Source organism: Bartonella sp. B41 (assembly GCF_053795765.1).
Genome location: NZ_CP200037.1, coordinates 1,064,758 through 1,086,372, shown reverse-complemented (window position 1 = coordinate 1,086,372; position 21,615 = coordinate 1,064,758). Strand labels below are relative to the sequence as shown.

The 21,615-nt window shown below is 37.8% G+C and carries 24 protein-coding genes, 2 tRNA genes, 1 other RNA gene and 1 pseudogene; 10 read left to right on the top strand and 18 right to left on the bottom strand.

The features are described from left to right. Nucleotide 1 precedes the first annotated feature (1 nt). Nucleotides 2-520: a biopolymer transporter ExbD gene (locus tag V4P54_RS04755; RefSeq protein ID WP_455477691.1), complete on the top strand. Its 519-nt coding sequence runs from the start codon at nucleotides 2-4 to the stop codon at nucleotides 518-520. 90 nt (nucleotides 521-610) lie between these two features. Here V4P54_RS04755 and dut read toward each other — a convergent pair whose 3' ends face one another. The 5 genes from dut to V4P54_RS04730 all read right to left on the bottom strand — a co-directional run bounded on the left by dut (nucleotide 611) and on the right by V4P54_RS04730 (nucleotide 4,564). Continuing rightward, nucleotides 611-1,171: a dUTP diphosphatase gene (gene dut, locus V4P54_RS04750; protein WP_455476883.1), complete on the bottom strand. Its 561-nt coding sequence runs from the start codon at nucleotides 1,169-1,171 to the stop codon at nucleotides 611-613. A gap of 155 nt (nucleotides 1,172-1,326) precedes the next feature. After that, a complete protein-coding gene (locus V4P54_RS04745) occupies nucleotides 1,327-2,139 on the bottom strand; it encodes a VIT1/CCC1 transporter family protein (RefSeq protein WP_455476882.1) in 813 nt (270 codons plus the stop codon). A gap of 431 nt (nucleotides 2,140-2,570) precedes the next feature. After that, entirely contained in the window at nucleotides 2,571-3,092 is a 522-nt protein-coding gene (locus V4P54_RS04740) for a type II toxin-antitoxin system PemK/MazF family toxin (RefSeq protein ID WP_455476881.1), read from the bottom strand. A 281-nt stretch (nucleotides 3,093-3,373) separates the two neighbouring features. Further along, nucleotides 3,374-3,943 (bottom strand): disulfide bond formation protein B, encoded by a 570-nt coding sequence (locus tag V4P54_RS04735; RefSeq protein ID WP_455476880.1) that lies wholly within the window; start codon nucleotides 3,941-3,943, stop codon nucleotides 3,374-3,376. A gap of 12 nt (nucleotides 3,944-3,955) precedes the next feature. Next, complete coding sequence (locus tag V4P54_RS04730) at nucleotides 3,956-4,564, bottom strand: YqaA family protein (protein WP_455476879.1); 609 nt, start codon at nucleotides 4,562-4,564, stop codon at nucleotides 3,956-3,958. Nucleotides 4,565-4,759: 195 nt separating this feature from the next. Here V4P54_RS04730 and V4P54_RS04725 point away from each other — a divergent pair. Continuing rightward, nucleotides 4,760-4,844 (top strand) — tRNA-Leu (locus V4P54_RS04725). A gap of 474 nt (nucleotides 4,845-5,318) precedes the next feature. Here V4P54_RS04725 and V4P54_RS04720 read toward each other — a convergent pair. The 4 genes from V4P54_RS04720 to V4P54_RS04705 form a co-directional block, all read right to left on the bottom strand. Then, nucleotides 5,319-5,549, bottom strand: coding sequence for a hypothetical protein (locus tag V4P54_RS04720; protein ID WP_455476878.1), 231 nt, complete (start codon nucleotides 5,547-5,549; stop codon nucleotides 5,319-5,321). Between the two features lie 528 nt (nucleotides 5,550-6,077). After that, nucleotides 6,078-6,692, bottom strand: coding sequence for a hypothetical protein (locus V4P54_RS04715; RefSeq protein ID WP_455476877.1), 615 nt, complete (start codon nucleotides 6,690-6,692; stop codon nucleotides 6,078-6,080). Nucleotides 6,693-6,824: 132 nt separating this feature from the next. Continuing rightward, a complete protein-coding gene (locus V4P54_RS04710; RefSeq protein ID WP_455476876.1) occupies nucleotides 6,825-8,798 on the bottom strand; it encodes a toprim domain-containing protein in 1,974 nt (657 codons plus the stop codon). Further along, nucleotides 8,782-9,771 (bottom strand): YdaU family protein, encoded by a 990-nt coding sequence (locus V4P54_RS04705; RefSeq protein ID WP_455476875.1) that lies wholly within the window; start codon nucleotides 9,769-9,771, stop codon nucleotides 8,782-8,784. The genes V4P54_RS04710 and V4P54_RS04705 overlap by 17 nt, the downstream gene beginning before the upstream one ends. Nucleotides 9,772-10,223: 452 nt before the next feature. On the opposite strand from V4P54_RS04705, the gene V4P54_RS04700 reads away from it, so the two are divergent. The 4 genes and pseudogenes from V4P54_RS04700 to V4P54_RS04685 all read left to right on the top strand — a co-directional run bounded on the left by V4P54_RS04700 (nucleotide 10,224) and on the right by V4P54_RS04685 (nucleotide 12,362). Then, nucleotides 10,224-10,535, top strand: coding sequence for an XRE family transcriptional regulator (locus tag V4P54_RS04700; RefSeq protein ID WP_455477690.1), 312 nt, complete (start codon nucleotides 10,224-10,226; stop codon nucleotides 10,533-10,535). A 341-nt stretch (nucleotides 10,536-10,876) separates the two neighbouring features. Further along, nucleotides 10,877-11,266 (top strand): hypothetical protein, encoded by a 390-nt coding sequence (locus V4P54_RS04695; protein WP_455476874.1) that lies wholly within the window; start codon nucleotides 10,877-10,879, stop codon nucleotides 11,264-11,266. A gap of 6 nt (nucleotides 11,267-11,272) precedes the next feature. Then, nucleotides 11,273-11,470: a hypothetical protein gene (locus tag V4P54_RS04690; protein WP_455476873.1), complete on the top strand. Its 198-nt coding sequence runs from the start codon at nucleotides 11,273-11,275 to the stop codon at nucleotides 11,468-11,470. A 243-nt stretch (nucleotides 11,471-11,713) separates the two neighbouring features. Continuing rightward, nucleotides 11,714-12,362 (top strand): annotated as a pseudogene (locus V4P54_RS04685) (YqaJ viral recombinase family protein). Nucleotides 12,363-12,436: 74 nt separating this feature from the next. Here the strand turns inward: V4P54_RS04685 and V4P54_RS04680 are convergent. Further along, nucleotides 12,437-12,511 (bottom strand) — tRNA-Thr (locus V4P54_RS04680). A gap of 161 nt (nucleotides 12,512-12,672) precedes the next feature. On the opposite strand from V4P54_RS04680, the gene V4P54_RS04675 reads away from it, so the two are divergent. Beyond that, on the top strand, nucleotides 12,673-12,825 hold the full coding sequence (locus V4P54_RS04675; protein WP_455476872.1) for a hypothetical protein: 153 nt from the start codon (nucleotides 12,673-12,675) through the stop codon (nucleotides 12,823-12,825). A gap of 142 nt (nucleotides 12,826-12,967) precedes the next feature. Beyond that, a complete protein-coding gene (gene murA, locus V4P54_RS04670) occupies nucleotides 12,968-14,263 on the top strand; it encodes a UDP-N-acetylglucosamine 1-carboxyvinyltransferase (RefSeq protein ID WP_455476871.1) in 1,296 nt (431 codons plus the stop codon). A 92-nt stretch (nucleotides 14,264-14,355) separates the two neighbouring features. Here the strand turns inward: murA and V4P54_RS04665 are convergent, their stop codons facing one another. From V4P54_RS04665 to purE, 8 genes are all read right to left on the bottom strand, one after another. Continuing rightward, entirely contained in the window at nucleotides 14,356-14,964 is a 609-nt protein-coding gene (locus V4P54_RS04665; RefSeq protein ID WP_455476870.1) for a fumarylacetoacetate hydrolase family protein, read from the bottom strand. A 218-nt stretch (nucleotides 14,965-15,182) separates the two neighbouring features. Beyond that, nucleotides 15,183-16,004 (bottom strand): TIGR00282 family metallophosphoesterase, encoded by an 822-nt coding sequence (locus V4P54_RS04660; RefSeq protein ID WP_455476869.1) that lies wholly within the window; start codon nucleotides 16,002-16,004, stop codon nucleotides 15,183-15,185. Nucleotides 16,005-16,022: 18 nt separating this feature from the next. After that, the gene (locus tag V4P54_RS04655; protein ID WP_455476868.1) at nucleotides 16,023-16,634 is read right to left on the bottom strand and encodes a 5-formyltetrahydrofolate cyclo-ligase; all 612 of its coding nucleotides are present in this window, start codon (nucleotides 16,632-16,634) and stop codon (nucleotides 16,023-16,025) included. Nucleotides 16,635-16,761: 127 nt separating this feature from the next. Next, nucleotides 16,762-16,923, bottom strand: a non-coding RNA gene (gene ssrS / locus V4P54_RS04650) — 6S RNA. A gap of 126 nt (nucleotides 16,924-17,049) precedes the next feature. Further along, a complete protein-coding gene (locus tag V4P54_RS04645; RefSeq protein ID WP_455476867.1) occupies nucleotides 17,050-17,820 on the bottom strand; it encodes a tetratricopeptide repeat protein in 771 nt (256 codons plus the stop codon). Between the two features lie 57 nt (nucleotides 17,821-17,877). Next, nucleotides 17,878-18,003, bottom strand: coding sequence for a type B 50S ribosomal protein L36 (gene ykgO, locus V4P54_RS04640; RefSeq protein WP_004863016.1), 126 nt, complete (start codon nucleotides 18,001-18,003; stop codon nucleotides 17,878-17,880). A gap of 377 nt (nucleotides 18,004-18,380) precedes the next feature. Continuing rightward, nucleotides 18,381-19,523 carry a 5-(carboxyamino)imidazole ribonucleotide synthase gene (locus V4P54_RS04635; RefSeq protein ID WP_455476866.1) on the bottom strand — a complete coding sequence of 381 codons (1,143 nt, stop codon included), beginning with the start codon at nucleotides 19,521-19,523 and terminating at the stop codon, nucleotides 18,381-18,383. A gap of 1 nt (nucleotide 19,524) precedes the next feature. Continuing rightward, nucleotides 19,525-20,022 carry a 5-(carboxyamino)imidazole ribonucleotide mutase gene (gene purE, locus V4P54_RS04630; RefSeq protein ID WP_455476865.1) on the bottom strand — a complete coding sequence of 166 codons (498 nt, stop codon included), beginning with the start codon at nucleotides 20,020-20,022 and terminating at the stop codon, nucleotides 19,525-19,527. A gap of 459 nt (nucleotides 20,023-20,481) precedes the next feature. On the opposite strand from purE, the gene infA reads away from it, so the two are divergent. Both infA and V4P54_RS04620 read left to right on the top strand, forming a co-directional pair. Beyond that, nucleotides 20,482-20,700 carry a translation initiation factor IF-1 gene (gene infA / locus V4P54_RS04625; protein WP_010702900.1) on the top strand — a complete coding sequence of 73 codons (219 nt, stop codon included), beginning with the start codon at nucleotides 20,482-20,484 and terminating at the stop codon, nucleotides 20,698-20,700. A 235-nt stretch (nucleotides 20,701-20,935) separates the two neighbouring features. Then, nucleotides 20,936-21,613 carry a Maf family nucleotide pyrophosphatase gene (locus tag V4P54_RS04620; RefSeq protein WP_455476864.1) on the top strand — a complete coding sequence of 226 codons (678 nt, stop codon included), beginning with the start codon at nucleotides 20,936-20,938 and terminating at the stop codon, nucleotides 21,611-21,613. Nucleotides 21,614-21,615 lie beyond the last annotated feature (2 nt).

The following is a 21,615-nucleotide window of genomic DNA, read 5'->3' as shown; positions in this document are numbered from 1 at the left end:
GATGAAAACGGGTTTTAGTAATGAGTGGGATACAGAGGATGGGTTACATAATGAGATAAACGTAACGCCGTTTATTGATGTTGTTTTGGTGTTGCTTATTGTTTTCATGGTAGCTGCGCCTCTGGCAACATCTGTTATTCCCGTTCAATTGCCTTCTATGAGTCAGACTCTTTCCGTTGCTCAGCCTGATGAGCCTTTTTATGTGGTTTTACAAAAAGATCATTCTCTTTATATTGGTGATAAGCTTGTTGGTGAATCAGGATTTGTTGAGTCCCTGTTTAAGGAAACGAATCGCAATTTAAATGCAAAAATTTTGATAAAAGCTGATAGAGAAGTCGATTATGGTGCTGTTGTTGATTTGCTCAATAAGATGCGAGTTGCCGGATATACCAAAGTTGGTCTTGTAGGATTGCAAAAATCTTCAGGTATTTCTGAAGAAGAAGGTTTGGTGCGCGATGAGACTGCAAGCACAGTAAACGATGCAGGTGTTGTGACGGATGATAACGTGGCAGGGCAGTAGGCCGCCTATATACAAGTTTGTATAGCAGGGCCTTTGTGTGCGTACAGAAAAAACAGCGAACGATCTCTTTACCAAAATCTGAAAACTTTTTCAATCTTGTCCTGTTGAACCAAAGCCACCTGCGCCACGAACATTTCCTTCATTTGGTGTTGAGCTATAGTCTTCTTGATCTGACTCAATTGTGCAGATATTTACTTGAATAACTGGTGCGATTACCATTTGTGCAATGCGCATTCCACGCTGAATGGAAAAATCTTCTTGCCCTAAATTGATAAGGAGAACTTTGACTTCACCACGGTAATCGCTATCAATTGTTCCAGGAGTGTTTAGGCATGTAATGCCGTTTTGCAAAGCTAAGCCAGAGCGTGGACGTATTTGGGCTTCGTAACCAGGTAGAAGGTGAAGAATTAGACCTGTCGGAATAAGAGCACGTTGCCTAGGAGCGAGAGTGACTGTTTCTCCTTCAGCAAGTGCTGCTCGTAAATCAAGACCAGCAGAACCAACAGTCGCGTATTGGGGCAATTCTAAGCCTTGTCCATGTTTAAGGCGCTGTATAGGTAAAGTCACCCTCTGTGATGAATGAGAAGCAGTACGGGGTGAAGAGAGATTTTTTTGGTTGGACAAATGTGTGTGTGCTTGAGCATGAGACATGATTAAGAGATTTTCAAAACATAAAAAAGGAATGCTATTTAATGAATATCACCCTAACAGAAGTTTTTTTGTAAAACAAGTCAGAAAGGGATTACGAATAAAGGAGAATGTTTAGCCGATACATGCCCGTTTCGTATTACGTTCTTCTTCATATGCTATATATTGCCGATAAAAATTCCTGTTGCAAAAACTAAGGCACCGCCAATAATGACTTGTAAAGATGCTCGCCAAAAGGGTGTTGACATAAACCTATTTTGGATCCAGACTATTGCCAATAGTTCGAAGAAAACAATGATAAATGCAATAACTGTTGCGACATAAAAAGAGTTTATTAAATAGGGAAGCGCGTGACCAAGCCCTCCAATCGTTGTCATAACACCGCTGGCTATACCCCTTTTAAGTGGAGAGCCACGACCTGATAGTTTTCCGTCATCATGGGCTGCTTCTGTAAAGCCCATTGAAAGTCCTGCTCCGATTGAAGCAGAGAGTCCTATCAAAAAGGTTTGGTGTGTATCACCTGTTGCGAAAGCTGCTGCAAAAATTGGCGCAAGGGTGGAGACGGAACCATCCATTAACCCAGCGAGACCAGGTTGAATCCATGTTAGAAGAGTTTGTCTTTTTGTCTTTGATAGCTTTTTTGAGGTTTGATTTCTTTTTATTGTATGAGAATTTGCGTGCAGCATCTTGTTGCTTTTTCCAAAGGAGGCTTGGCCGCAAAGCGGATCCATAGTTTTTGCACGATTGTTGCAGGAAAGACAAAGAAGTTGTTTATAATTCTTGAGTTCTTGAAGACCCATTGCCGTAAAAATTGCTGCTTGTCTAGGAGAATAGAGTTCTAAAACTTTTGCGTATCCTAAATAGAGAGCTGCATGTTGTTCTTTTGATTTAAGAGCACGATCTATCGTTCTTTGTATGGAACGAAAGGATAGAGATTTGCGCTTTATAAATGAAAAAAGGTATTTTAACATCTATTTTCCTAATTCTTTAGAATTATTCTAAAATATAGGAGAGAAAAAATGAAAGTCAATCTAAAATTAAAAAACGTCGCTAAATAAATAGGGTTCCCTGTTAAAAAGAAAAGGAAAAATAAAAAATTATTGGTAAAAAAGTTAAGGGAATACAAAGATTTTATGGATTAATCCAGAAATGTACATTTTGGCAGAGTAATAAAAATTATCCTGAATAATTTTTCTCTGAGAGGAAAGTAAAAATAACAAAGATGTATGATACAGATTCTTTTAAGATCCCTAGAAAGACGAAAGGAGCAGTTTCCTACTCCTTCGTTCCTATCTCCCCTTGCGGGGAAGCGGCCACCACTTACGATGCCGTAGATGACTCATATATAAGGTTATTTTTTAAAAATGTCAAGTTAGTTTGTTAATGTAACTTACTAACCATGTTAACGGGGTAAATATTTGAGCATTAGTGCTACGATTTTATCAAAATCTTCTTGTGGTACTCTTGGAACAGTGTGTGAACAACTTAAACGACTTACGGAGATTGTTGTGACATAGTCGCATATGATCCATGCTTTTCTATTTTCTATGGGAGATTGTAGTGAGTAGGCGGCAGGATTATTGGGTTGTGATTTTGTGGTAAAAGGTAAAACTGTAACGTTTCCATACCGTTTCGCATTTTTGGAGAGAATCAAAACAGGCCGCTTTTTCCAAAATTCGGGCAGTATTGCATCATGGGGAAAATCACACCAAAAAACTTGTCTAATGCGTGGTGCTGACTGGATTCTGGGTTTTATGCGAGGCGGTTTTGTATAAGGAGCATTTAGACTTGCTTCTTTTGCATGTTCTCGCCATGCATCGTAATCGTGTTCCATTTCTTCATGAGGTTCTTCAAGCTGCTCTATATCTAGGAAAGTAGTCGACTGTAATGATAAAGAAGATGTTAAGTTTTCATCTTTGGGCATGCACACCACCAATTGTGTTTATTAGCCCCTCACTTGCTCATACAAATTAATGTTTTTAGTACCTATCAAAATATTTAAAATAAGTATAGAGGGAGTAATAACAAAACATTATATGTTTTTCTTTTTTGTGCATGGTGACAATTTTTGTGAAAGGTGCCAATAATTTTAGTGTGAAAAAAGGACAGGTAGAGAAAACACAACAAAACGCTACTGTGTTACTAGGGTATGGAAGAAATGGGGTTAGGAAAATATTGGCGTACTGCTGCATATTTATGTTGATATTACTTTTTGCAGTTTGAGAAGATTCCTTTTGAAGTAATATAGAGGCTAGCAAGCATGTAAAATGTGCTGGCAACGACATTCCAGCCGGCAAATGAAAGAGAGAGAAATCGTCCCTGTGCTTCAGAACAAGAAGGAGGTATAATATCATTCAATTGATCGAGAAGCTGAGTGGCATTTGTGGTAAATTTTGCTGTGTTTGAGCTACAACTAGAAGGTCCTGGCCAGAAGCCGTATTCAATTCCTGTATGGTATATTGCTAAGATAAAGCTTATTGTCATTAAGATTAATACGCATAAAAACAAAAACCGCACAAAAGAAGGCGTTTGGCAAAATAATGACACGAATCCTGCTAAAAGCAAGAATGGTATAGCGCTATAATAAGGATAACGCTCGATAAGGCATAAATCACAAGGAAGGTATCCTCCAATATGTTCAAATCCGAGTGTCAGACTTACAGTGGTAAATAAGCAAAAAGCTAGGAAAAAAGCCCATATACTTTGTTCTTTCTTGCTTATTCCCAGATATAGGTGCTTGTTAAAAATATGTTTAGAAGAGACAGTGTTGGGCATGAAACATACTCCTTAAGATAGAGGGTTTTTATGTAAAAAAAACAAAAAAGCTCCGTAGATCAACATAAGAGTCATGCAGCTAATTAGGGCGACCCATTTAAAATGACGGGAGAGGAAGTTTATCGTTTGGTGGCCAAAATGTTGAATAAGCCATGCGAGAAGATAAAAACGAGCCCCCCGTGCGAAAACACAGACTATAACAAAAAGTCCGAGATGTACACCCATTACACCTGCTAAAATTGTAGTAATCTTTATGGGTGGAAGATGAAAAAAACCTGAAGTAATTAGTAAAATAATCAAAAATTTCAGTGTTGCATCATTTTTCAGTGCTTGAAAATTTTCAACTTGTCCATAAAATTTTAGAATTGGTTCGGCTATATTACTGTAGGAAAAATGTCCCAAAAACCAACCAAAAATTCCTCCAAAAATAGAACATATAGTGGCGATAAAAGCATAACGATAGGCTTTGGAGGGATGGACGAGCGTCATTGGGATGTACAAAACATCTGCTGGGATTGGAAAAACAGAGCTTTCAACAAAAGCAATAAACCCAAGCCAATGTGGTGCTGTACGTTTGTTTGCTAGAGAAATTGTCCAACGTTTAAATGTCTTTAATATCATAAAAACTTCTATAATTTTAACAGGTAAAAATTTTAATAAATTATACTCAATAGTTTAAGTAAGGAAGAATGATATGAATTTTTTGAAAAAAAGAAGTCTTGTGTTGACGAATCTATACTTCTTCATATAGTTGCAAAGGGGTAATGGACAGTGGTTACTGATAAAGTAAAAAATAGCCCTGTTTTATGATCATGTGCGGGTGTGGTGGAACTGGTAGACGCGCCAGACTCAAAATCTGGTTCCGAGAGGAGTGTCGGTTCGAGTCCGACCACCCGCACCACTCATAGTGATGAAATGTCATCGATAAATTGGCAGTTTTTTTAAAATAGATTGCAACATAAAATAAAAAATTTCTTAGATATGTTAAGAATATTTTAAATATTTTAGATAAAATGAGGGGCGTTCGATACGAGAGAAATGGAAGAAAATAAACAGAATTGAAGAGCAGAAAAAATCAGCTCAAAAATTTGTTGTATTTAGAGCTTTTTAGAAAATGTATTCTTAAATATAGGCAAAGGGTGTGACGATGAAAAAGACAAGCAGCAGGGTAGGAAGAACTGTCTTCAATAAAAGGAAGTGCTAAGCAAGACAAAGACCTTGATTAGAGGTATCTTTTCAGAGTTTGGCTTCGTCACACGCTACAGTACATATGTCCGGTGTTCGTTTGTGAGTTTAGGAGAACGTCGGTAAGCAAAATTTATAAGGAAGAGTGAAATTTAGCTATGGCGTGTAGTGTATTTTGCCTTATTCGAGATTATTCTTCTATTTTGTTATATCGTATTTCATTATTACCATTGGGCTTTAAGCCGTTTAATGTATCTAAAGTGTCATTTGTTTGTTCAATGATCTGCAGACCCGTTTCTGGTATGGTGAAAGGTGCGACGAAAGGCATCGGGTGTTGGCTAACTATACGATCAGGCGATTGAAGTGCAAAAGCTAAACCGCTTGTAATTGCACTTGATATAAAAAAGAATTTGGTACTCATAATTTACTCTTAATTTTTATTACTCATAATTACTAATACTAAATATCCATAATGGATTATATGCAGACCATTCTAAATAACTCATAGTAAAAATGCAATGTAATAAAAGTAATAAAAGCTATCTTTATTTTTATAAAATATCATTTTTTATAAAACTGTTTCAAATTTGCACCACACAGAGCTGTATGGAGCTGTTTCAAATTGGCACCGTTGCGCAAAAAATTGATAATGAAAATAGGTGTTTGCGAAATTTTTATTGGTTTTGTTATTATATGAAGTATAATTAAAATACTTTAAAGATTAAATGTTTAATACTTTACGAACATTACTAAAATTCTTTTAGTAGAAAAATTATGCTTTTTTATTACTATTATGATGTTATCAATTTTGTTGACATGAAGGGCTTGTTTACAGCCGTGAGGCTGATTCTTTCTAGGTAATGCCTGTTTTTTGTGCTGGTGAGGCTTTTGGGAGTATCGATTGTTGCTTTATTGGCAGAGATGGAGGAGTTTGGAATGAAAAGATCTTCTATTTCAAATAGGGAAAATTCCGAGGGGATTTATAGTTTGCGTAGCCCCAATGGGATGCTAATAGGTCTAGACAATCTCGTAAATGATCTGCAAGGGAGTTTTGTTTGCGTTTTGATGGGTTTAGTGCTTTGATTGTTTGACTGTAGCCAACAACTTGTTCAACGAGAGAATATCCAAGAACACCAAGAAGAGTTTTTATTATTTGTAAATGGTTGGATGCTTCTATTTGGCGTTCAATAGGATGTGCATAAGCTTGATGGAAATCAACTTTTTGATGTGTGTAATCAGGGCTCATGCAAAGGTCTGCTTGGCTTTGACGCCAGTAAATGTAAAAACGTTCAGCTGCTTTATATTGTGCTTTGTTGATATGTCCTTTTGCATATAAAAGAGCTATAGGAGAGCTATGTGCATCGGCAATTGCGGTTATTGTGCGCGGATTGTTAGAGCTTTCGCGGTGAGATGGTTGAAAATAAGGATTGCTCGTCTCAATAGATATTTCTTGCGTTTTTAGGTGGCCAATGTGCTGTTCTTCTTTGTTGTGATTGGAAAGGTGAAGAGCTGAGGTTTTTCTGACTTGTTCATTTTTATTTTCTATCTTTTCTTTATGGCTCATATTCTATTGTTTCCTTTAAAATTGTTGTTTGATAATGAGGAAGGAGGCTGTTTGGTTATCCTTTATCTAATTCGTAAAATTGCTGCTGATATTTATTCTTAAAGGGAAATTTTTACTCCATTGCTCGAGTTGTTATGAGTGAACGGTTGTGTGGGGATTTTTGTTTGTGCGTTCAACATAACGTCGCGGATATATGGGATGGGTAGAGGAACAACGATAACGATAGGTTTGAGGGTCAAACCAAAGGCCAATTTTCCCTTCAAAATCGCCTGAACGCTGTTTAGCGATATTTATAATTACGCCCGGACGTTTGGTTAAATCAGCTTTTTCTTCTGCTCTTAATGCTGCACAAATTTTATCTTCTAAAGATCGGTTACGCCAAATAGTGATAATGTTGAATGCATTGGCTCCAATTTCTGAAGCACCCTTAATGTCTTCTGTTCCAGGGATATCCTTATCTAAGCTACTTTTGCGTGCGTGAGCAACAAGATGAATGTGTACGGCATTTAAAATTGCCCAGTCAACCATTTTATAAATAACTTGTTCTTGTCCTGCGTAATCGTCTGAAGCGATGCCTAGTCGCATTAAACTGTCAATAATAAATTGATCGCAGCCATAGCGTGCACGGCAATAGTCGAATACATCAAGTAATGTTTCTATGTTTGATTTACCGACATGTTCATAAATAATCAGCCCTTCGTCTAAAAAATGCAGGATTCGTTCAATCATATCTTGTGTTGGTTGTTCCAAGCCTCCCGTTTGTTTTGTTAAACGGCGGAGCGACTGTTCTCCTTTCATTTCCAGTGAAGCTAAACAGAGGCGGCTTTTTTGTGCAATCCAATGCGGGATGCAGTCTGATAATAGTTGGCTTTTTCCCGCACCGCTTGCTCCGCTCCAGAGTGTTAATTCTGCTGGGCGAAAATAAAGTTTTCCATTTAGTTTAGGATATGGAACCGTGTAGCCAAGATGTTGTTCAGGTGTTGGCCAAAATAGCTTTATGATTTGATCTTTATATTCTGAAGCACGTCGTAGACCAGTTGGTGCAAAACTTTTTGCTGATGAAAAAGCTGCTGCTATGGTAGCAGAATTAACATTTGCAGTTAGACAGTCATTCGCGTCTTTATGTGGTAGCTCTACACGGTAACAGCGGTGGCGACCAAGACGACTGGCAATTTCATGGGCAGCTTCTTCTCCTGCTTTATCCATATCTGTTGCTAAAAAAATGGTTTCAAAAGGTTCTAAATGATCAAATTCATTTTCAATCCAATTTTGTTTTCCTCCGGTGCCTCCACCGAATGGGACTGAAACAGTAGGATATCCGTAGGCGGCCAATGAAAGTGCATCAATTTCTCCTTCAGTGATGACAATGGTACGATTTTTGGAGACAATTGGCAGATTTGTGCGAGTATTTTGTTGTGATGCTGAAATGCTTGATTGCTTTCTTGAGATATTTTGAGACTTTGCTGAGGGGAAAGTTTTCTCCAATTGGGTATAAGGGAACTCCATTGTGGTATCGGGGTGTTCCTCAATGATAAAAGCTTGCCAGCCAAATAAAATAGGTTCACATTGTGATGCTGTGGGTTTCGCTTTTGCACCTGCTTGTGCTAGCCGTTCTTTTACCAAAGCAAGTGTGCCGTCGGGCTTATAAAATGGAAAAATAATCTTTTCACCATCTTCTTTTATGCGGTAACGTTTCAAAATATCAAGAGGGATACGGCGCTCTTTGTGAAGGTAATTTTTGACAAAATTTTGCGATGTGGTTCCTGCAGGAATTTTTGGGCGCCGATAGGAACGATTGGGTGTCATAAAGGGTTTAGGACGAGTCAGATTAAGGTAAGATCGAGCTTCTTCCAATGCTTTTAAGAGGCTGATTCCTTTTACTGCGCACCAAAGATCTAGAAGGTCGCCACCATGGCCTTCTGCAAAATCATACCAAAGACCCGCTTTATTGCCGCTTAAACACACTGATAAACTTTGACCAGTTTCGCCTCTGATGTTGCCTATAATCCAATTATTTCCGCATTTTTGACCTTGTGGGAGAAGCATTTCTGCAACTGATCCTGCGCGAGATGAAAGTTTTTGTTTAATTTCAAAAATTGTGCTCATGTTCATTTGTGCGGTAGTTAATAAGGTTTTTGTAAAGAGCATCATCGTTGTTGCCGTATGATGCAGAGCGGGAGGAGAAAGCAGCAAGTCTTTCTTGATTTTCTTTTATTCGTTCAATTTCACGGCGAAACCAGTTGCGCCATGTTGCTTGCCAATCTGTTTTGAGTGCTTCTTTGCCGCTTTTTGCATGCCAATAATCTCGAAACTTCTTTTCTTGCCAGCGGGCTTTTTCTTCGCTTAAACCTTCTGAAATTGCCGCTTGGATGTCTGCTGTCCAGTCTGTTGGAAGGCGTGTGCCTTTTGGTATTGATGTTCGGCTTTTTGATTTTTTGCTAAGATTGGTTTCTGTGAGGTTGTGAGTGGAGACGGTGTCTGTGGTGGGGGGAGGAAGGAGAGTTGTTACGTTTTGTTCAGGATCAGTTATAGCGGCGAAAAGGGATTCTTGTTTCCTTTCTTCCTTGATTATTGAAGAGGAAAATAGTACCTTTTCTGAAACACCGTTAGGTGTTTCCTTTTCTTCTCTCTTCTGAGATTCTAAATTATGTACACCATCTTTTGTATTTTCGTTAAGCTTCTGTTGAATTTCTGCGTTGATTTTTTTACGTTTTTCTGCTGAAGAACGACCTGCAAATGATTTTTGTTCGAGCAATTTTGCACGTTCTTGGAACACATTTTCACAGCGTTTATTCCATAGACCATCCGATAATTTTAAAATTTTTCCTTCTCGCAAAAGCATTTCTAAAACATTTGTAAAAGTTCGCTTGTCACAACCACAAATACGCGCTAAACGTTCTACGGATAATCCTAAAGGACGCCCGCGTGCATACATTTCGTTGAGCAGAATTGTGTAAATTCCGATTTCGTGTGCGCGCATTCCACGGACTCCCCCTAGAAAGTCATCTTGATACCAACAAACATAAGGAAGTGTTGATGATTCATAATAAGGAATTTTTTGTTGATTGGTGTGTTTCATGCTTCAATCGGCTTTCTTCTTTTTTTACATATTTTAATTCGCAATAGAACTTGAGATGGTGTGCTTATGCATTCTTAAAACTTGGATAGAACTGTTGGTTTTATTAAAAGTATTTTTGTTTTATTGCAGTTTGTTTTGTTGGATGACAGCGCTTTGTTGTTTCGTTTATGTGGTCTGATATGTGGCATGTATGTTTATGTGTTCATAAGGCTCTATATTTGAGATTGCATAAATGGCAAAGGATGCATAATTACAGTATTCTAAAGGCATGATTTTACGATGTGCCTTTTCGTATCCTTTGGGGTGATAAATTGTTTTCGTGATTTGAAAATGATTTTTTATTCCCCCCAAAAATAAATTTATTTCTTAATTTTATCCTCTTTAAAGGATAATGCAAGTCTGTTTTGCAAAAGGACGTGTCTTTTTTTGAAGATGCACTATATGGTGGTACTATGAATATCGATGGTTGGCGTCAAAGATTGAGTGCAGCATTAGAAAACAGCGGTCGGTCAAAACGGTCAATTTCTCTTGCTGCGGGAAAGGGAGCAGGCTACCTTCATTCTATTCTTTCTGAAGGAAAAGAACCGACCATTGAGTCGCTTGCTCGCATTTGTCATGAAATTAATATCAGTGTGAATTATATCCTTTACGGGGATTGTGCCAGTTTTGAGGATCGGGAATTTCTTGACCTTATTTCGAAGCTTTCTCCTGAAGAGAGGCAGGCAATCTTAACTCTCTTGCGGAGACCAACTGGCGAAGCATAAGGATAATTTCTTTTTGTGTTTTTTGATCAAGGGTGCACCACTGTTGTATTAGTTCTAAATCACTCATTTTAGCCCTCCCGTTATTTATGGTCGTGTTGAGTAAGAACAAATAGAGAACAACACGAGAACAATAAGTGAACAAAAAGTCGAAGATTTTATTCACGTATGTTGTGTCAATGCCGTAAAGGCCAAAATATATCCTTTATTTGGGATAATAATAATTGACATCTCTTCCATAGAGGATATAAGACTAACGCTATATTCGGTTATGTCAAGATAAAGCTACCCTTTATCAACTGTCCAAATACGCTTTATAAGTTATTTAAGGGGAGGGGAGAGTTATGAAAAATATTTCATTTATTACAGAGGACGAAATGATCATCATTCTTTGTGATGATGATACTGGTGGTGCTTACAAGGGCCCTATTGATCAAGTTGAAGATGCTCTCGATTTTATTTATGAGCATGATTCTGTTCAGAAAATTTTACGCCTTGATCTGATAACTCTTCATGCTGACGATGTGAGTGAGCAGATCGCTGATGCATATATTACAAATAATGAAATTGATGAACAAGATATTCAAATACAGCCCTTCATTCTGAATAGTGATGCTTATCATGCTTTCTTAGACGCAAAGGTTGTTCAAGATTATGAAGATAATCTCTATGGATCGTATGAAAGGCAGCATCGTTTGCGTCCATGTGATGTATTAACAGGTTATTGGTGGTAATAAGTTATGCCGAGCTATCTCAAAACTATTTATCAGGGAATTCCACTTTATTATGCAGGAAATAGTGAAGATACGATTGTACTTGAGCCACAAAAACGCAACGCAATCCTCTTCATATCACAAAAGGCTGCTGAGTGTGTTGTGCAAAGGTTGGCTAAGGAATGCTTCAGAAACGATTTTTTTGTTGTTCAGCAGCATGATTGAGGTGAGTATCTTTAGATAGTGGTCTTTTTAGCTAAAACATGGAATTGAGCTATACAGAGTGTCGAGATGCTTTGCTTGTTGAGGAATTTAAGACATCAAATTCAGAATCTTTTCCAGTATGCTTTATAATATCTAATATAAAATAGGGGAGATCTCAGTGGCCTTGAGGGGTGGTTTTTAAAATCAGAGGTGTGTTTCGAAAAAAAAATAGTTTAAGTACGGGGGGGGGAGACATGAAATACGATGCCGATCATAGTTGATTGTGTTCAGGGAACTCGTGAATGGCATAAAGCGCGCAATGGTTTGATTACTGCTTCTTTATTTGAAATGGTGGTTGCATGCAAAAAGCGGGGGAAATAAACCAAAAAATATCATTCTGTTATGATGAAGCTCGCCTGAGAAAGAATTACTGAAAAACAGTGGAGGAAGGGACAACACTTTCTATGCGACGTGGGATAAAGTTTGAACTGTATGTGCGTCGGCTTTATAGTACGCTTACTCATGCAGAACTCGAGAGTGTTGGGCTTGTTTTAGCCGATGATCGTCTGAAGGGATTTTTTCCTGATGCTTTTGTTGAAAATCAAAACAAAAAACCCCGAAATCTTGATTCCTCATTTTTGTCAAAAAGGTTTTCCTGATGAGCATAAGGCTCAATGTCAGGGAGGATTATGGATTGCTCAACGCGAGCGGGTAGATTTGATGCTTTACTGGCCAGATATTCCGCCTTTGATTAAGCGTGCTTATCGTGATGAAGCTTATAATTCGTATGCTTAAAAGTAAAATTAGCTGTTTTAGTGAGGCTTTGGAGAGGATGGTTTATCAAATTAGGCGTGCCAATACAGAGCTTGGGGAGAAAATAAGACAAAGCAAGACCAGAGTTGATGAGACGTGAGAAAAGGATGATAAAATGGGGACAACGCAGTTTTGCATGTGCATAAGAAGGTGTAAATGATGAGCCATAAGTACTGGTGCTGCGAGAGAGGATTGAACTCTCGACCTCTCCCTTACCAAGGGAGTGCTCTGCCACTGAGCTACCGCAGCATTTTTATTTTCCGCGCTGGCCTTTTGCCATATTGTAAGAAAATAGGCAAGAGAGCATTCTCTGTGCTTGCAAGAAAACCCTTCTTGTGCCATGAGATGTTTTCTTTGCATAACAGAAATGAGCTGTTAAAAAAGCTCAATACTGGGTAGAAGGTTGCGCAATGACATCAATGCATCAAAACCAAAAAGAAGAAAAAAATAATCATCAAAATGAAAAAGAAAAACAGCGCCAAGAGAGGCTTGCTAAGCAGTTGCGCGAAAATCTAAAACGTCGAAAAGAACAAAGTCGGAAAAGAGCACAAAAGGAGCAATAAAAAGGCTTCTAATTTTGTTTTTTTTGCGGCATCTTTGCAACAAAACTTCTCAATGATTCGTTATAAAGCCACGGCAAAGAATGATTTTTCAAGGAGTCAGATTCTTTGAAGGGGGTACTCGAAGGGAAAGAGTGAAATCATTATGGATTCAATTCAAATTATTGGCGGGAAGAGTCTCAAAGGGAGTATTCCTATTTCAGGAGCGAAAAATGCTGCTTTACCTCTTATGATTGCTTCTTTGCTTACAGAGGATACTGTCACTCTAGAAAATGTACCTCATCTTGTTGATGTTGAATTGTTAATCCGTATTCTTAATAATCATGGGGTTGGATACGCTGTTGAAGGGCAAAGAGTGCATGACGATGACATGAGTTCAAGAACAATTCATTTTACAGCACAAAAAATAGCTACAACACATGCATCGTACGAGCTCGTGAAAAAAATGCGTGCAAGTTTTTGGGTTATTGGACCACTTCTTGCACGATGTGCAGAAGCATATGTTTCTTTGCCTGGAGGATGCACTATTGGAACAAGACCCGTCGATTTTATCCTTGAAGGACTCAAAACTTTAGGGGCACGGATAAAAATTGAAAATGGTTATGTTCATGCTAAAGCTCCAAAGAGATTAAAAGGGGCAAATTATCGCTTCCCTAAAGTGACTGTTGGAGGAACTCACGTTATGCTTATGGCAGCTGCAGTTGCAGATGGAAAAACTGTGCTTGAGAACGCTGCCTGTGAACCTGAAGTGACAAATCTTATTCAAGCTCTTAACGCGATGGGTGCAAAAATAACCGGTGCAGAAACTTCAACACTCGTCATTGAGGGAGTTAAAAAACTCAATGGTGCAAGAATACGTGTCATTGCTGATCGAATTGAAGCTGGAACTTATGCTATGGCTGTAGCTATGACCGGAGGAGATGTTTTGCTCAAAAATGCAAATCATAATCATTTGACTAAGGTACTGGAGATTTTGAAAAAAACAGGGCTTGATATCACAATAAAACCTGAAGGAATTCATGTTAAAAGAAACCAACGAAAAACAAAAATAATGTCTGTTGATATCAAAACAGGTCCGTATCCCGCTTTCCCAACAGATCTTCAAGCTCAATTTATGGCTTTGATGACACGCGCTCAAGGTACTGCGCACATTACTGAAACGATTTTTGAAAATCGTTTCATGCATGTTCAGGAACTCACACGTTTGGGAGCTAATATAAAGCTTAAAGGTCAGACAGCAACCGTTTATGGAACTGAATATTTGCAAGGAGCACAAGTGATGGCAACAGATTTGCGAGCTTCTGTCTCTCTTGTTATTGCTGCGTTGGTTGCGAAGGGAACAACCACCGTTAGCCGTGTATACCACCTTGATCGCGGTTTTGAACGATTGGAAGAAAAATTGGCTCAGTGCGGGGCGATTATTAAACGGGTGGCCATTTAAAAAATTAAATAAATAGTTTAAAATGATTAGAGCAAAGTAGTTCCACAAAAGAAAACATATAATATTTCTATTTGGGCATAGTATTAAATGTTTTATTCTACTTTTATTTTTGAAATTAATCTATTTTCTACATATAATTCTATTTTGTCAGACTTAGAAAGTTTTCCTACTCCATGTGGAGTCCCTGTATATATTATATCTCCCTCCTTTAATTGAATGTAGCTACTTAAGAATGATATTATTTTCTCAAAGCTAAATATCATATTTCCAGTATTTCCAAATTGCCGAGTTTCATTGTTTAGCTTCATTTCAAAGGTTATTGGGTTGCTTATTTCTTCCTTATTTATGAAGTAAGAGATGTATGCAGCTCCTTTAAATCCTTTAGATAAAAGCCAAGGAAGCTTTTTTTCTTTCAATTTTGTTTGCAAATCTCTAGCTGTTAGATCAAGACCTATTGCTATCGCATCATAGCATTCTTCAGCTTTCATTTCGTTAACCATAAAAGTATCTTTTGAGATTCTGAGTACAATTTCTGTTTCAAAATGGACTTCTTTGGAAAAATCCGGAAGATAAATTTTATCTCCTAAAATTAGTGAACTATTTGGTTTACTAAATATAACAGGTTCATCTTCAATAACATTGCCTAATTCGTAAATATGTTCGACATAATTGAGTCCAACGCAGTAAATATTGTTAATCATAGGAGATCACCAAGTGTTTTATCTTTTTTTATTTGATTTAATACAAAGTTATTTTAAAAATATACTTAATACTTTACATTCTTTCTTTTTTATACATCAAAAAAATTAAGAGTATTTGCAAGTTTTCATATTTGCCATTATTAATGGTTTGGACAGAAAGAGTTTTATGTTATGGGCACAAACATAGGTAAGGTAAGGGGGAAATAGCTTTTAAAAGGCTACCAAAAATCTGGACTTTCAGGTTTTAAATGAGGTCCAATACGAACTGCTGAAATTTGTTCCGCTAAGCCCGTACGATCGGAAATTTCAACTGCCAAACCACAAAGTGTTGCAGGACCACTGGCGGGTCTGTAACGATCCTGTTTTGTTTTATAAAGAAAGCGATGTAAAGGTTCTTCTTTATCCATTCCAATTGATGAATTGTAATCACCACACATGCCTGCATCTGATAGATAAGCACTGCCACCTTCTAAAATTCGTGCGTCGGCTGTGGGCGTGTGGGTGTGTGTGCCCACAATAACACTTACACGGCCATCAAGAAAATGACCCAAACACTGTTTTTCACTCGTTGTTTCTGCGTGAAAATCAAAAATAATTGCGTCTACTTGCTCAGTTAAAGAGCAGGATAATAAAATTTTTTCGGCAGCTTCAAACGGATCTTTTGTTTCGCACGGCATAAAAACAGCTCCTAAAATATTTGCAACAAGAACACGTGCTCCATTTTTTGCTGTAAAAATGTTTGAGCCTTTTCCTGGTGTGCTTATAGCAAAATTAGCGGGACGTAAAAAACGATCACTTTCACGGGCGTATTGTAGGGTCTCTTTGCATCCAAAAGCATGGTTGCCTGTCGTTATAACATCAACCCCTGTGGTTAAAAGATCTTGATACGTTGCTTCTGTTATGCCGAAGCCATTAGAGGCATTTTCACCATTAGCGACTACAAAATCAAGTTGCCATTTTTTAATGAGCTGTGGGAGCTGTTCAAATACAGCTGTACAGCCTGTTTCTCCAACAATATCACCTAAAAATAAAAAACGCATAAAGATTTTAAGCTCGCTTTAAAAAAATTCTAAAAAACCTTTTTCTGTAAAGATTTTTTGCACAACTAGATCATGCTCATTATGGGGAATGCACGCGACTTCTTGACATGAAAAACCTAAACCGAACAAGTTAATTTGATATTCTTGTTTTTTAAAAGTTGCAACTGCACGATCATAATATCCTCTGCCATAACCAAGGCGGTGACAACGGCTGTCAAACGCTGAAAGTGGCACAATTATGATATTTGGTACAACAACAGAATTTTCTTTTGCAGGTCCTAATGTGCCAAAGCGCATGGGGTGTAGCGTAGCGTTTTGAGAATAGGAACGAAAAACCATTGTGGTTGAATCAAGCACTGCTGGCAATGCTAATTTGCCGCCATGTAGTGTTATTATTTCAAAGAGAGGTCTAGGATCTATTTCCGATTTTATTGGCCAATAACCCCCTAAAATTATGCGCGAAAAATCTTCTCCTTTTTGTTCAAGGTAATTAATCAAGTGAGAGCAGGCACGTTTTGAAAAAACTTCACGTTCTTTTATTGAAAGGGCATTGCGCTGTGACAAACCAAGCTGACGTAAATGCAATCGGATTGAAGAAGTAGATTGCGGATGCTGGGTGTGTTGTGCCATTATTTACTAATCATTTCATAAATTGCAGCATGCTGCTGTTAATCTTTTATAAGTAAAAAATATTACCAAAAATCCTTACAAATCACTTTTTTGAAAAAGATGACACTTATTTTTATTTGCACAAAAATGGTGATCCACAGCAGTCGATGGAAAAGGTTTACCCTGTAGAACCTACTTAAATAGGTGGGCACCATGTGAAAAAGCCCACGAGCCTTTTCAGGGACAGTTCCCGAGGGGATCAATAAGGTTTCAGGTATATATTATTTCCTGTCAAAAAGCGCAGAACACCATTTCTGACTATAGAGTAGTTCGAGATTTTCATCTAGACATAAAATGAATTCGATCACAATCTATTTGTATTTTTATGTTGCTAGGTAGGGGTCAGACACTGTGTTTTTAGTGAAGTTCTTTGTGTTTAAAGGGTTCGCTGTGATTCTTTCTCTAAAAGAATACCTATGCGCTTTTGGATTTTATGGAATTGTGGGTAATAATGGAGAGCCATTTCATAAGCTTTTATAGCAAGATGTGGGCGTTCTGTTGCTTCCATGGTAATTCCAAGCTCAAAAAATGCTATATAATTGCGTGGTTCAAGTTTTAGGGCATGATTGAGGTCGAACATGGCAAGCTTGAAGTCGCTCAGTTGAATATGAATCCAGGCGCGCCTAACCCAAGCTTCTGCATAAGTGGAAGATAATGCTAAGACATTATCAATATAATCAAGGGCAAGGCCATAATTATCAGAGTTTATTGCATTTTCAGCCCATGACATTAAAAGGTCAATGGTTGCACTACCAGATTGTGCCCACAAATGTTGGAGTTGTTGACTGATAATTTTTGCTTCATTGGCATTAGCGCAGAACTTTAACTTTTTGAGTAGATGAGTAATTTCTGTTTCTTTTTGTTGCCTAGTTGTCTGGTTTTTGTAAACCGCGTGTGCTGTATCAGATTCTTCAAAAATTGTTGCAGTCAAATCAGGGATGGAAGATTCTGAAGGAGGATTAGGAATAAGGTCATCTAGGGGCAAAAGAGATTGTGGGGAGGAATTCTCAGAAGGCAACAAAAAAGAACCTTGACCGTATCCAGAAGAAAGGAAAAAAAAGCTACAAACAAAAGCAACGAAAGAACTTTTTAAAAGAACAAAAAATTCCTGAAACCGCAAAGCTTTTAAAAAAGTAAAAAGCTTCATAGAGCAAAGACCTCAAAATATAAAAGGCTTAGTACCCACAGATAGCAGGCAAAAATATCAACCCTGACGTGCTCTAAAACGTGGGTTAGTTTTGTTTAAGATATAAACGCGACCCTTACGACGAACCAAGCGGTTATTACGGTGACGTTCTTTTAATGCTTTAAGAGAATTTTTAATTTTCATTATGCTCACCGTATCATATTTATGCGAATCACTACCGTTGTTCAAAACAACACAACTTAGATATTACATGCAAATAACACTGCAACCTAAACTATGTAACATTATACTTGTTCCATGATACCACGCTACACTTCATTTATTGCATATACACAAAATAGAACACACCCTCTAAAAACGTACACTCATCAATGTAATAAACTAAGTGAAAGTCGCAAGAAACCTGGAAACTCCTAACAAAAATCTCTTTTCTTGTCAAGCTATTATCTTTTGCAAATTCTCTATCAGATTGAAGAAATAGGCTAATAATGAGAGGGGTTTTATATTTGCGTGCAGAGCAAGGCTTTGGAAGAAGTGAGTTTGTATTTTCAGGTTATTTTTTATGAAATAGATTTTGTTGTTGGTTCTGTTAATTGAATGGCATGGCCCATTTTGCGGGTTGGCTGAATAGAGTTTTTTCCATATAAATGTACTGATGTACGCTCCTGTGTTAGGAAATATTTGAAGTCATTGAGATTGTTTCCAAGAAGATTAGTCATTTCGCAATTGCTATGGCGGTATGTACTTCCCAAAGGAAATCCGCTAATTGCACGGATGTGCTGTTCAAATTGTGATGTGACACACGCTTTTTGCGTCCAATGGCCAGAATTATGTACGCGAGGTGCTAATTCGTTGACTAAAAGGGTACCGTCCGTCAATACAAAAAATTCAATGCAAAGAACACCAACATAATTCAAGGCTTCCATAATGGTTATACTTATTTCTTGCGCAGTTTTTTGGACGGAAGGTGGAACGCGAGAGGGCACAAGGGTTTTGTAAAGAATGCCGTTTTTGTGCTTATTTTCTGGACAATCATAAAAAATGTACTCTCCTCGAGGAGTGCGCGCGGATAGAATAGAAATCTCTAATAAAAATGGAACTATTTCTTCCAAAATTGAAGGTTGTCCTTGAAAAGTTGTTAAAGCTGCATCAATGGTTTGCTCATTTGGATGATTCAGCATTATCTGATTTTTTCCATCATAGCCAAAACGTCGTGTTTTCAAAAGCCCTCTTCCTCCTAATGCTTCAAGTCCTGAAGTAAGAGAAAGACGATCCTTAACAGCATGCCACGATGCTGTTTGTATACCTTGCGCATTTAGAAACTTCTTTTCAAAAAGCCGGTCTTGAGCTATTTCTAGAGATTTAGAAGAGGGATAAACACATTTAGTATTTTCTATATACTGAACCGTTTGAAGAGACAGATTTTCAAATTCATAGGTTATAATATCACAGAGAGATATAAAGTGGTCTAATGCCGAATAATCATCATAGGAAGCAATAATATGGTTACTTGCTGTTTGTGCTGCGGAGCAGTCCTCCTCAGGGCAAAAAACGATAGTGCGAAATCCAAGTTCGGCAGCTGCTATTGCCAACATACGTGCCAATTGTCCTCCACCTATTAACCCGATTGTACTTCTTGGAGGGAGCGCGGTTGATAAAGACGATGTGCTGGATATGCTAGAAGGAGTGAAAGATTGTGTCATCTTAGATCTCAGTTGTAGGAGTTTGCGCAACGTTGGCAGTTTGTTGTCTACGCCAGTTTTGTAAACGCTTAGCTAGGGCATCATCGTAAATTGCCATAACTGCTGCAGACAACAGTGCTGCATTAATAGCACCTGCTTTGCCAATCGCTAATGTACCAACTGGTATTCCAGCTGGCATTTGCACGATTGAAAATAATGAATCTGTGCCAGATAAAGATTGGGAGTGCATGGGAACTCCAAAAACGGGAAGTGGTGTGAGGGATGCCAACATGCCTGGAAGATGTGCCGCACCTCCAGCACCTGCAATTAATATCTTAAAACCCGCAGATTTTGCTTCTTTTGCGAATTGGTAAAGTCGATCGGGAGTTCTGTGTGCTGAGATAATATGCACCGTATGAGAAATATCAAGGCATGTCAAAACATCCACACTATGGCGCATTGTTTGCCAATCAGATTCACTGCCCATTAAAATCGCTACATCACATGATTTTTTGGTCATTTTATATCCTTTTCAGGTGTTCAAGGCGATTCTTTATTTGGTATTTTTTAAAAGTCTTATCTTCTTTTTGCAAAACTAATTGATACAGAATAACAGTTTTTTCTGTTCACCTTTAACATAAGAGTGATTGCTTTAAAAAATTATGTCAAAAAATGTCTTCATTTTAATGAAAAAATAAGACTATTATAGTAATATACACTATAATACTTTAGTAAAATGTTCCTATACCTGTAAGGTACAAAAGATTTTTTTCTATTTAACGTTTTTGGACTTTAAGATTTTAAGTTTTTGAGAGCGTTAGGGGATGCGTGAAAAAGCTCTCTTTATTGATTTTTCGTCGAATTTTTATTCACAAAACAAAGAAAATAGAGTATTACCCCCCCCAACAATAGTTTAAAGCGCAAAATGAGTGCGTTTTGGTTATTTGAAGCACAAATTAAATAAAGGAAGCCATTATTTATGTCCAAAGAAGAAGTTTTGGAGTTTTCTGGTGTTGTAACAGAACTCCTCCCTAATGCAATGTTTCGAGTAAAGTTAGAAAATGATCATGAGATTATCGCTCATACAGCCGGGAGAATGCGTAAAAATCGTATTCGTGTATTGGCAGGCGATAAAATTATGGTTGAAATGACACCTTACGATTTGACAAAAGGGCGTATTACGTATCGCTATAAGTGAGTTACAGTGGTTTTTTCTTGTGAAAACCATATATTTTGCAAAAATGCCTCTGGATTTTCCTAAAAAAATAAATGGCAATAAAGCATTTGTAAAGTTGGAAAGAGAAATAGAATTAAAAGGGCGAGAAGAGCTTAGAACAATTTGTCTAATGTACAAAACGCTTGCGAGATGAGTCTTGTAGAGACGTATGTGGTGATGGTTCGCAGTTGCCCAGAAGCGTTTGAGGGGGTCGGTAATGGGAATCATAAGGAAAACCTTCTTGGGAAAAAATCAGTTAGAGGAAATTCAGTTGGTGCTTGCTTCTGCTTCACCACGCCGTTTGGCACTTTTGGCGCAAATTGGTGTTGATCCTTGCCATGTTTGTGCAACAAATATCGATGAAACACCAAAATTAAAAGAGCATCCTGCAAATCTTGCAAAGCGGTTGGCAAAGGAAAAGGCATTGAAAGCACGGGAAACTTTGCGGTTGTTTAGTCAGAATTGTTCTGAAGACAATTTGTCGGTAAAAAAAAATGTCATTTTAGCCGCGGATACCGTTGTGTCTGTCGGGCGGGTTATTCTCCCTAAGCCAGAGGGAGAAGACGAGGCTTGTGAGTGTTTGCGCTTTCTTTCGGGACGTGCTCATAAAGTTTATGGTGCAATTTGTATGTTGAGTGAATGTGGAAAAATAACTGTAAAATCGGTTGAAAGTCGTGTTCGTTTTAAACGGCTGACTTCTTCCATGATAAAAGCTTATCTTGATTCTGGAGAATGGCAAGGAAAAGCTGGTGGATACGCTATTCAAGGAAAAGCTGGTGCTTTTGTTGTCGATATTTCTGGATCTTATTCTAATGTTGTTGGGTTATCATTGGCTGAGACGATGGATCTTTTAATTTCTTATGATTATCCTGTTTTTTCTAATTGGGCTGAATAATT

Coding starts and splice junctions, on each gene's coding strand:
- V4P54_RS04740 (WP_455476881.1), bottom strand. CDS start 3,092: ATGCCCAAAGATGAAAACTTAACATCTTCTTTATCATTACAGTCGACT.
- V4P54_RS04635 (WP_455476866.1), bottom strand. CDS start 19,523: ATGACACAATCTTTCACTCCTTCTAGCATATCCAGCACATCGTCTTTA.
- V4P54_RS04690 (WP_455476873.1), top strand. CDS start 11,273: ATGCCGAGCTATCTCAAAACTATTTATCAGGGAATTCCACTTTATTAT.
- purE (WP_455476865.1), bottom strand. CDS start 20,022: ATGACCAAAAAATCATGTGATGTAGCGATTTTAATGGGCAGTGAATCT.
- infA (WP_010702900.1), top strand. CDS start 20,482: ATGTCCAAAGAAGAAGTTTTGGAGTTTTCTGGTGTTGTAACAGAACTC.
- V4P54_RS04755 (WP_455477691.1), top strand. CDS start 2: ATGAAAACGGGTTTTAGTAATGAGTGGGATACAGAGGATGGGTTACAT.
- V4P54_RS04720 (WP_455476878.1), bottom strand. CDS start 5,549: ATGAGTACCAAATTCTTTTTTATATCAAGTGCAATTACAAGCGGTTTA.
- V4P54_RS04675 (WP_455476872.1), top strand. CDS start 12,673: ATGACATCAATGCATCAAAACCAAAAAGAAGAAAAAAATAATCATCAA.
- V4P54_RS04660 (WP_455476869.1), bottom strand. CDS start 16,004: ATGCGTTTTTTATTTTTAGGTGATATTGTTGGAGAAACAGGCTGTACA.
- V4P54_RS04665 (WP_455476870.1), bottom strand. CDS start 14,964: ATGATTAACAATATTTACTGCGTTGGACTCAATTATGTCGAACATATT.
- V4P54_RS04705 (WP_455476875.1), bottom strand. CDS start 9,771: ATGAAACACACCAATCAACAAAAAATTCCTTATTATGAATCATCAACA.
- V4P54_RS04710 (WP_455476876.1), bottom strand. CDS start 8,798: ATGAGCACAATTTTTGAAATTAAACAAAAACTTTCATCTCGCGCAGGA.
- dut (WP_455476883.1), bottom strand. CDS start 1,171: ATGTCTCATGCTCAAGCACACACACATTTGTCCAACCAAAAAAATCTC.
- ykgO (WP_004863016.1), bottom strand. CDS start 18,003: ATGAAAATTAAAAATTCTCTTAAAGCATTAAAAGAACGTCACCGTAAT.
- V4P54_RS04620 (WP_455476864.1), top strand. CDS start 20,936: ATGGGAATCATAAGGAAAACCTTCTTGGGAAAAAATCAGTTAGAGGAA.
- V4P54_RS04655 (WP_455476868.1), bottom strand. CDS start 16,634: ATGGCACAACACACCCAGCATCCGCAATCTACTTCTTCAATCCGATTG.
- V4P54_RS04715 (WP_455476877.1), bottom strand. CDS start 6,692: ATGAGCCATAAAGAAAAGATAGAAAATAAAAATGAACAAGTCAGAAAA.
- V4P54_RS04730 (WP_455476879.1), bottom strand. CDS start 4,564: ATGATATTAAAGACATTTAAACGTTGGACAATTTCTCTAGCAAACAAA.
- murA (WP_455476871.1), top strand. CDS start 12,968: ATGGATTCAATTCAAATTATTGGCGGGAAGAGTCTCAAAGGGAGTATT.
- V4P54_RS04645 (WP_455476867.1), bottom strand. CDS start 17,820: ATGAAGCTTTTTACTTTTTTAAAAGCTTTGCGGTTTCAGGAATTTTTT.
- V4P54_RS04735 (WP_455476880.1), bottom strand. CDS start 3,943: ATGCCCAACACTGTCTCTTCTAAACATATTTTTAACAAGCACCTATAT.
- V4P54_RS04695 (WP_455476874.1), top strand. CDS start 10,877: ATGAAAAATATTTCATTTATTACAGAGGACGAAATGATCATCATTCTT.
- V4P54_RS04700 (WP_455477690.1), top strand. CDS start 10,224: ATGAATATCGATGGTTGGCGTCAAAGATTGAGTGCAGCATTAGAAAAC.
- V4P54_RS04745 (WP_455476882.1), bottom strand. CDS start 2,139: ATGTTAAAATACCTTTTTTCATTTATAAAGCGCAAATCTCTATCCTTT.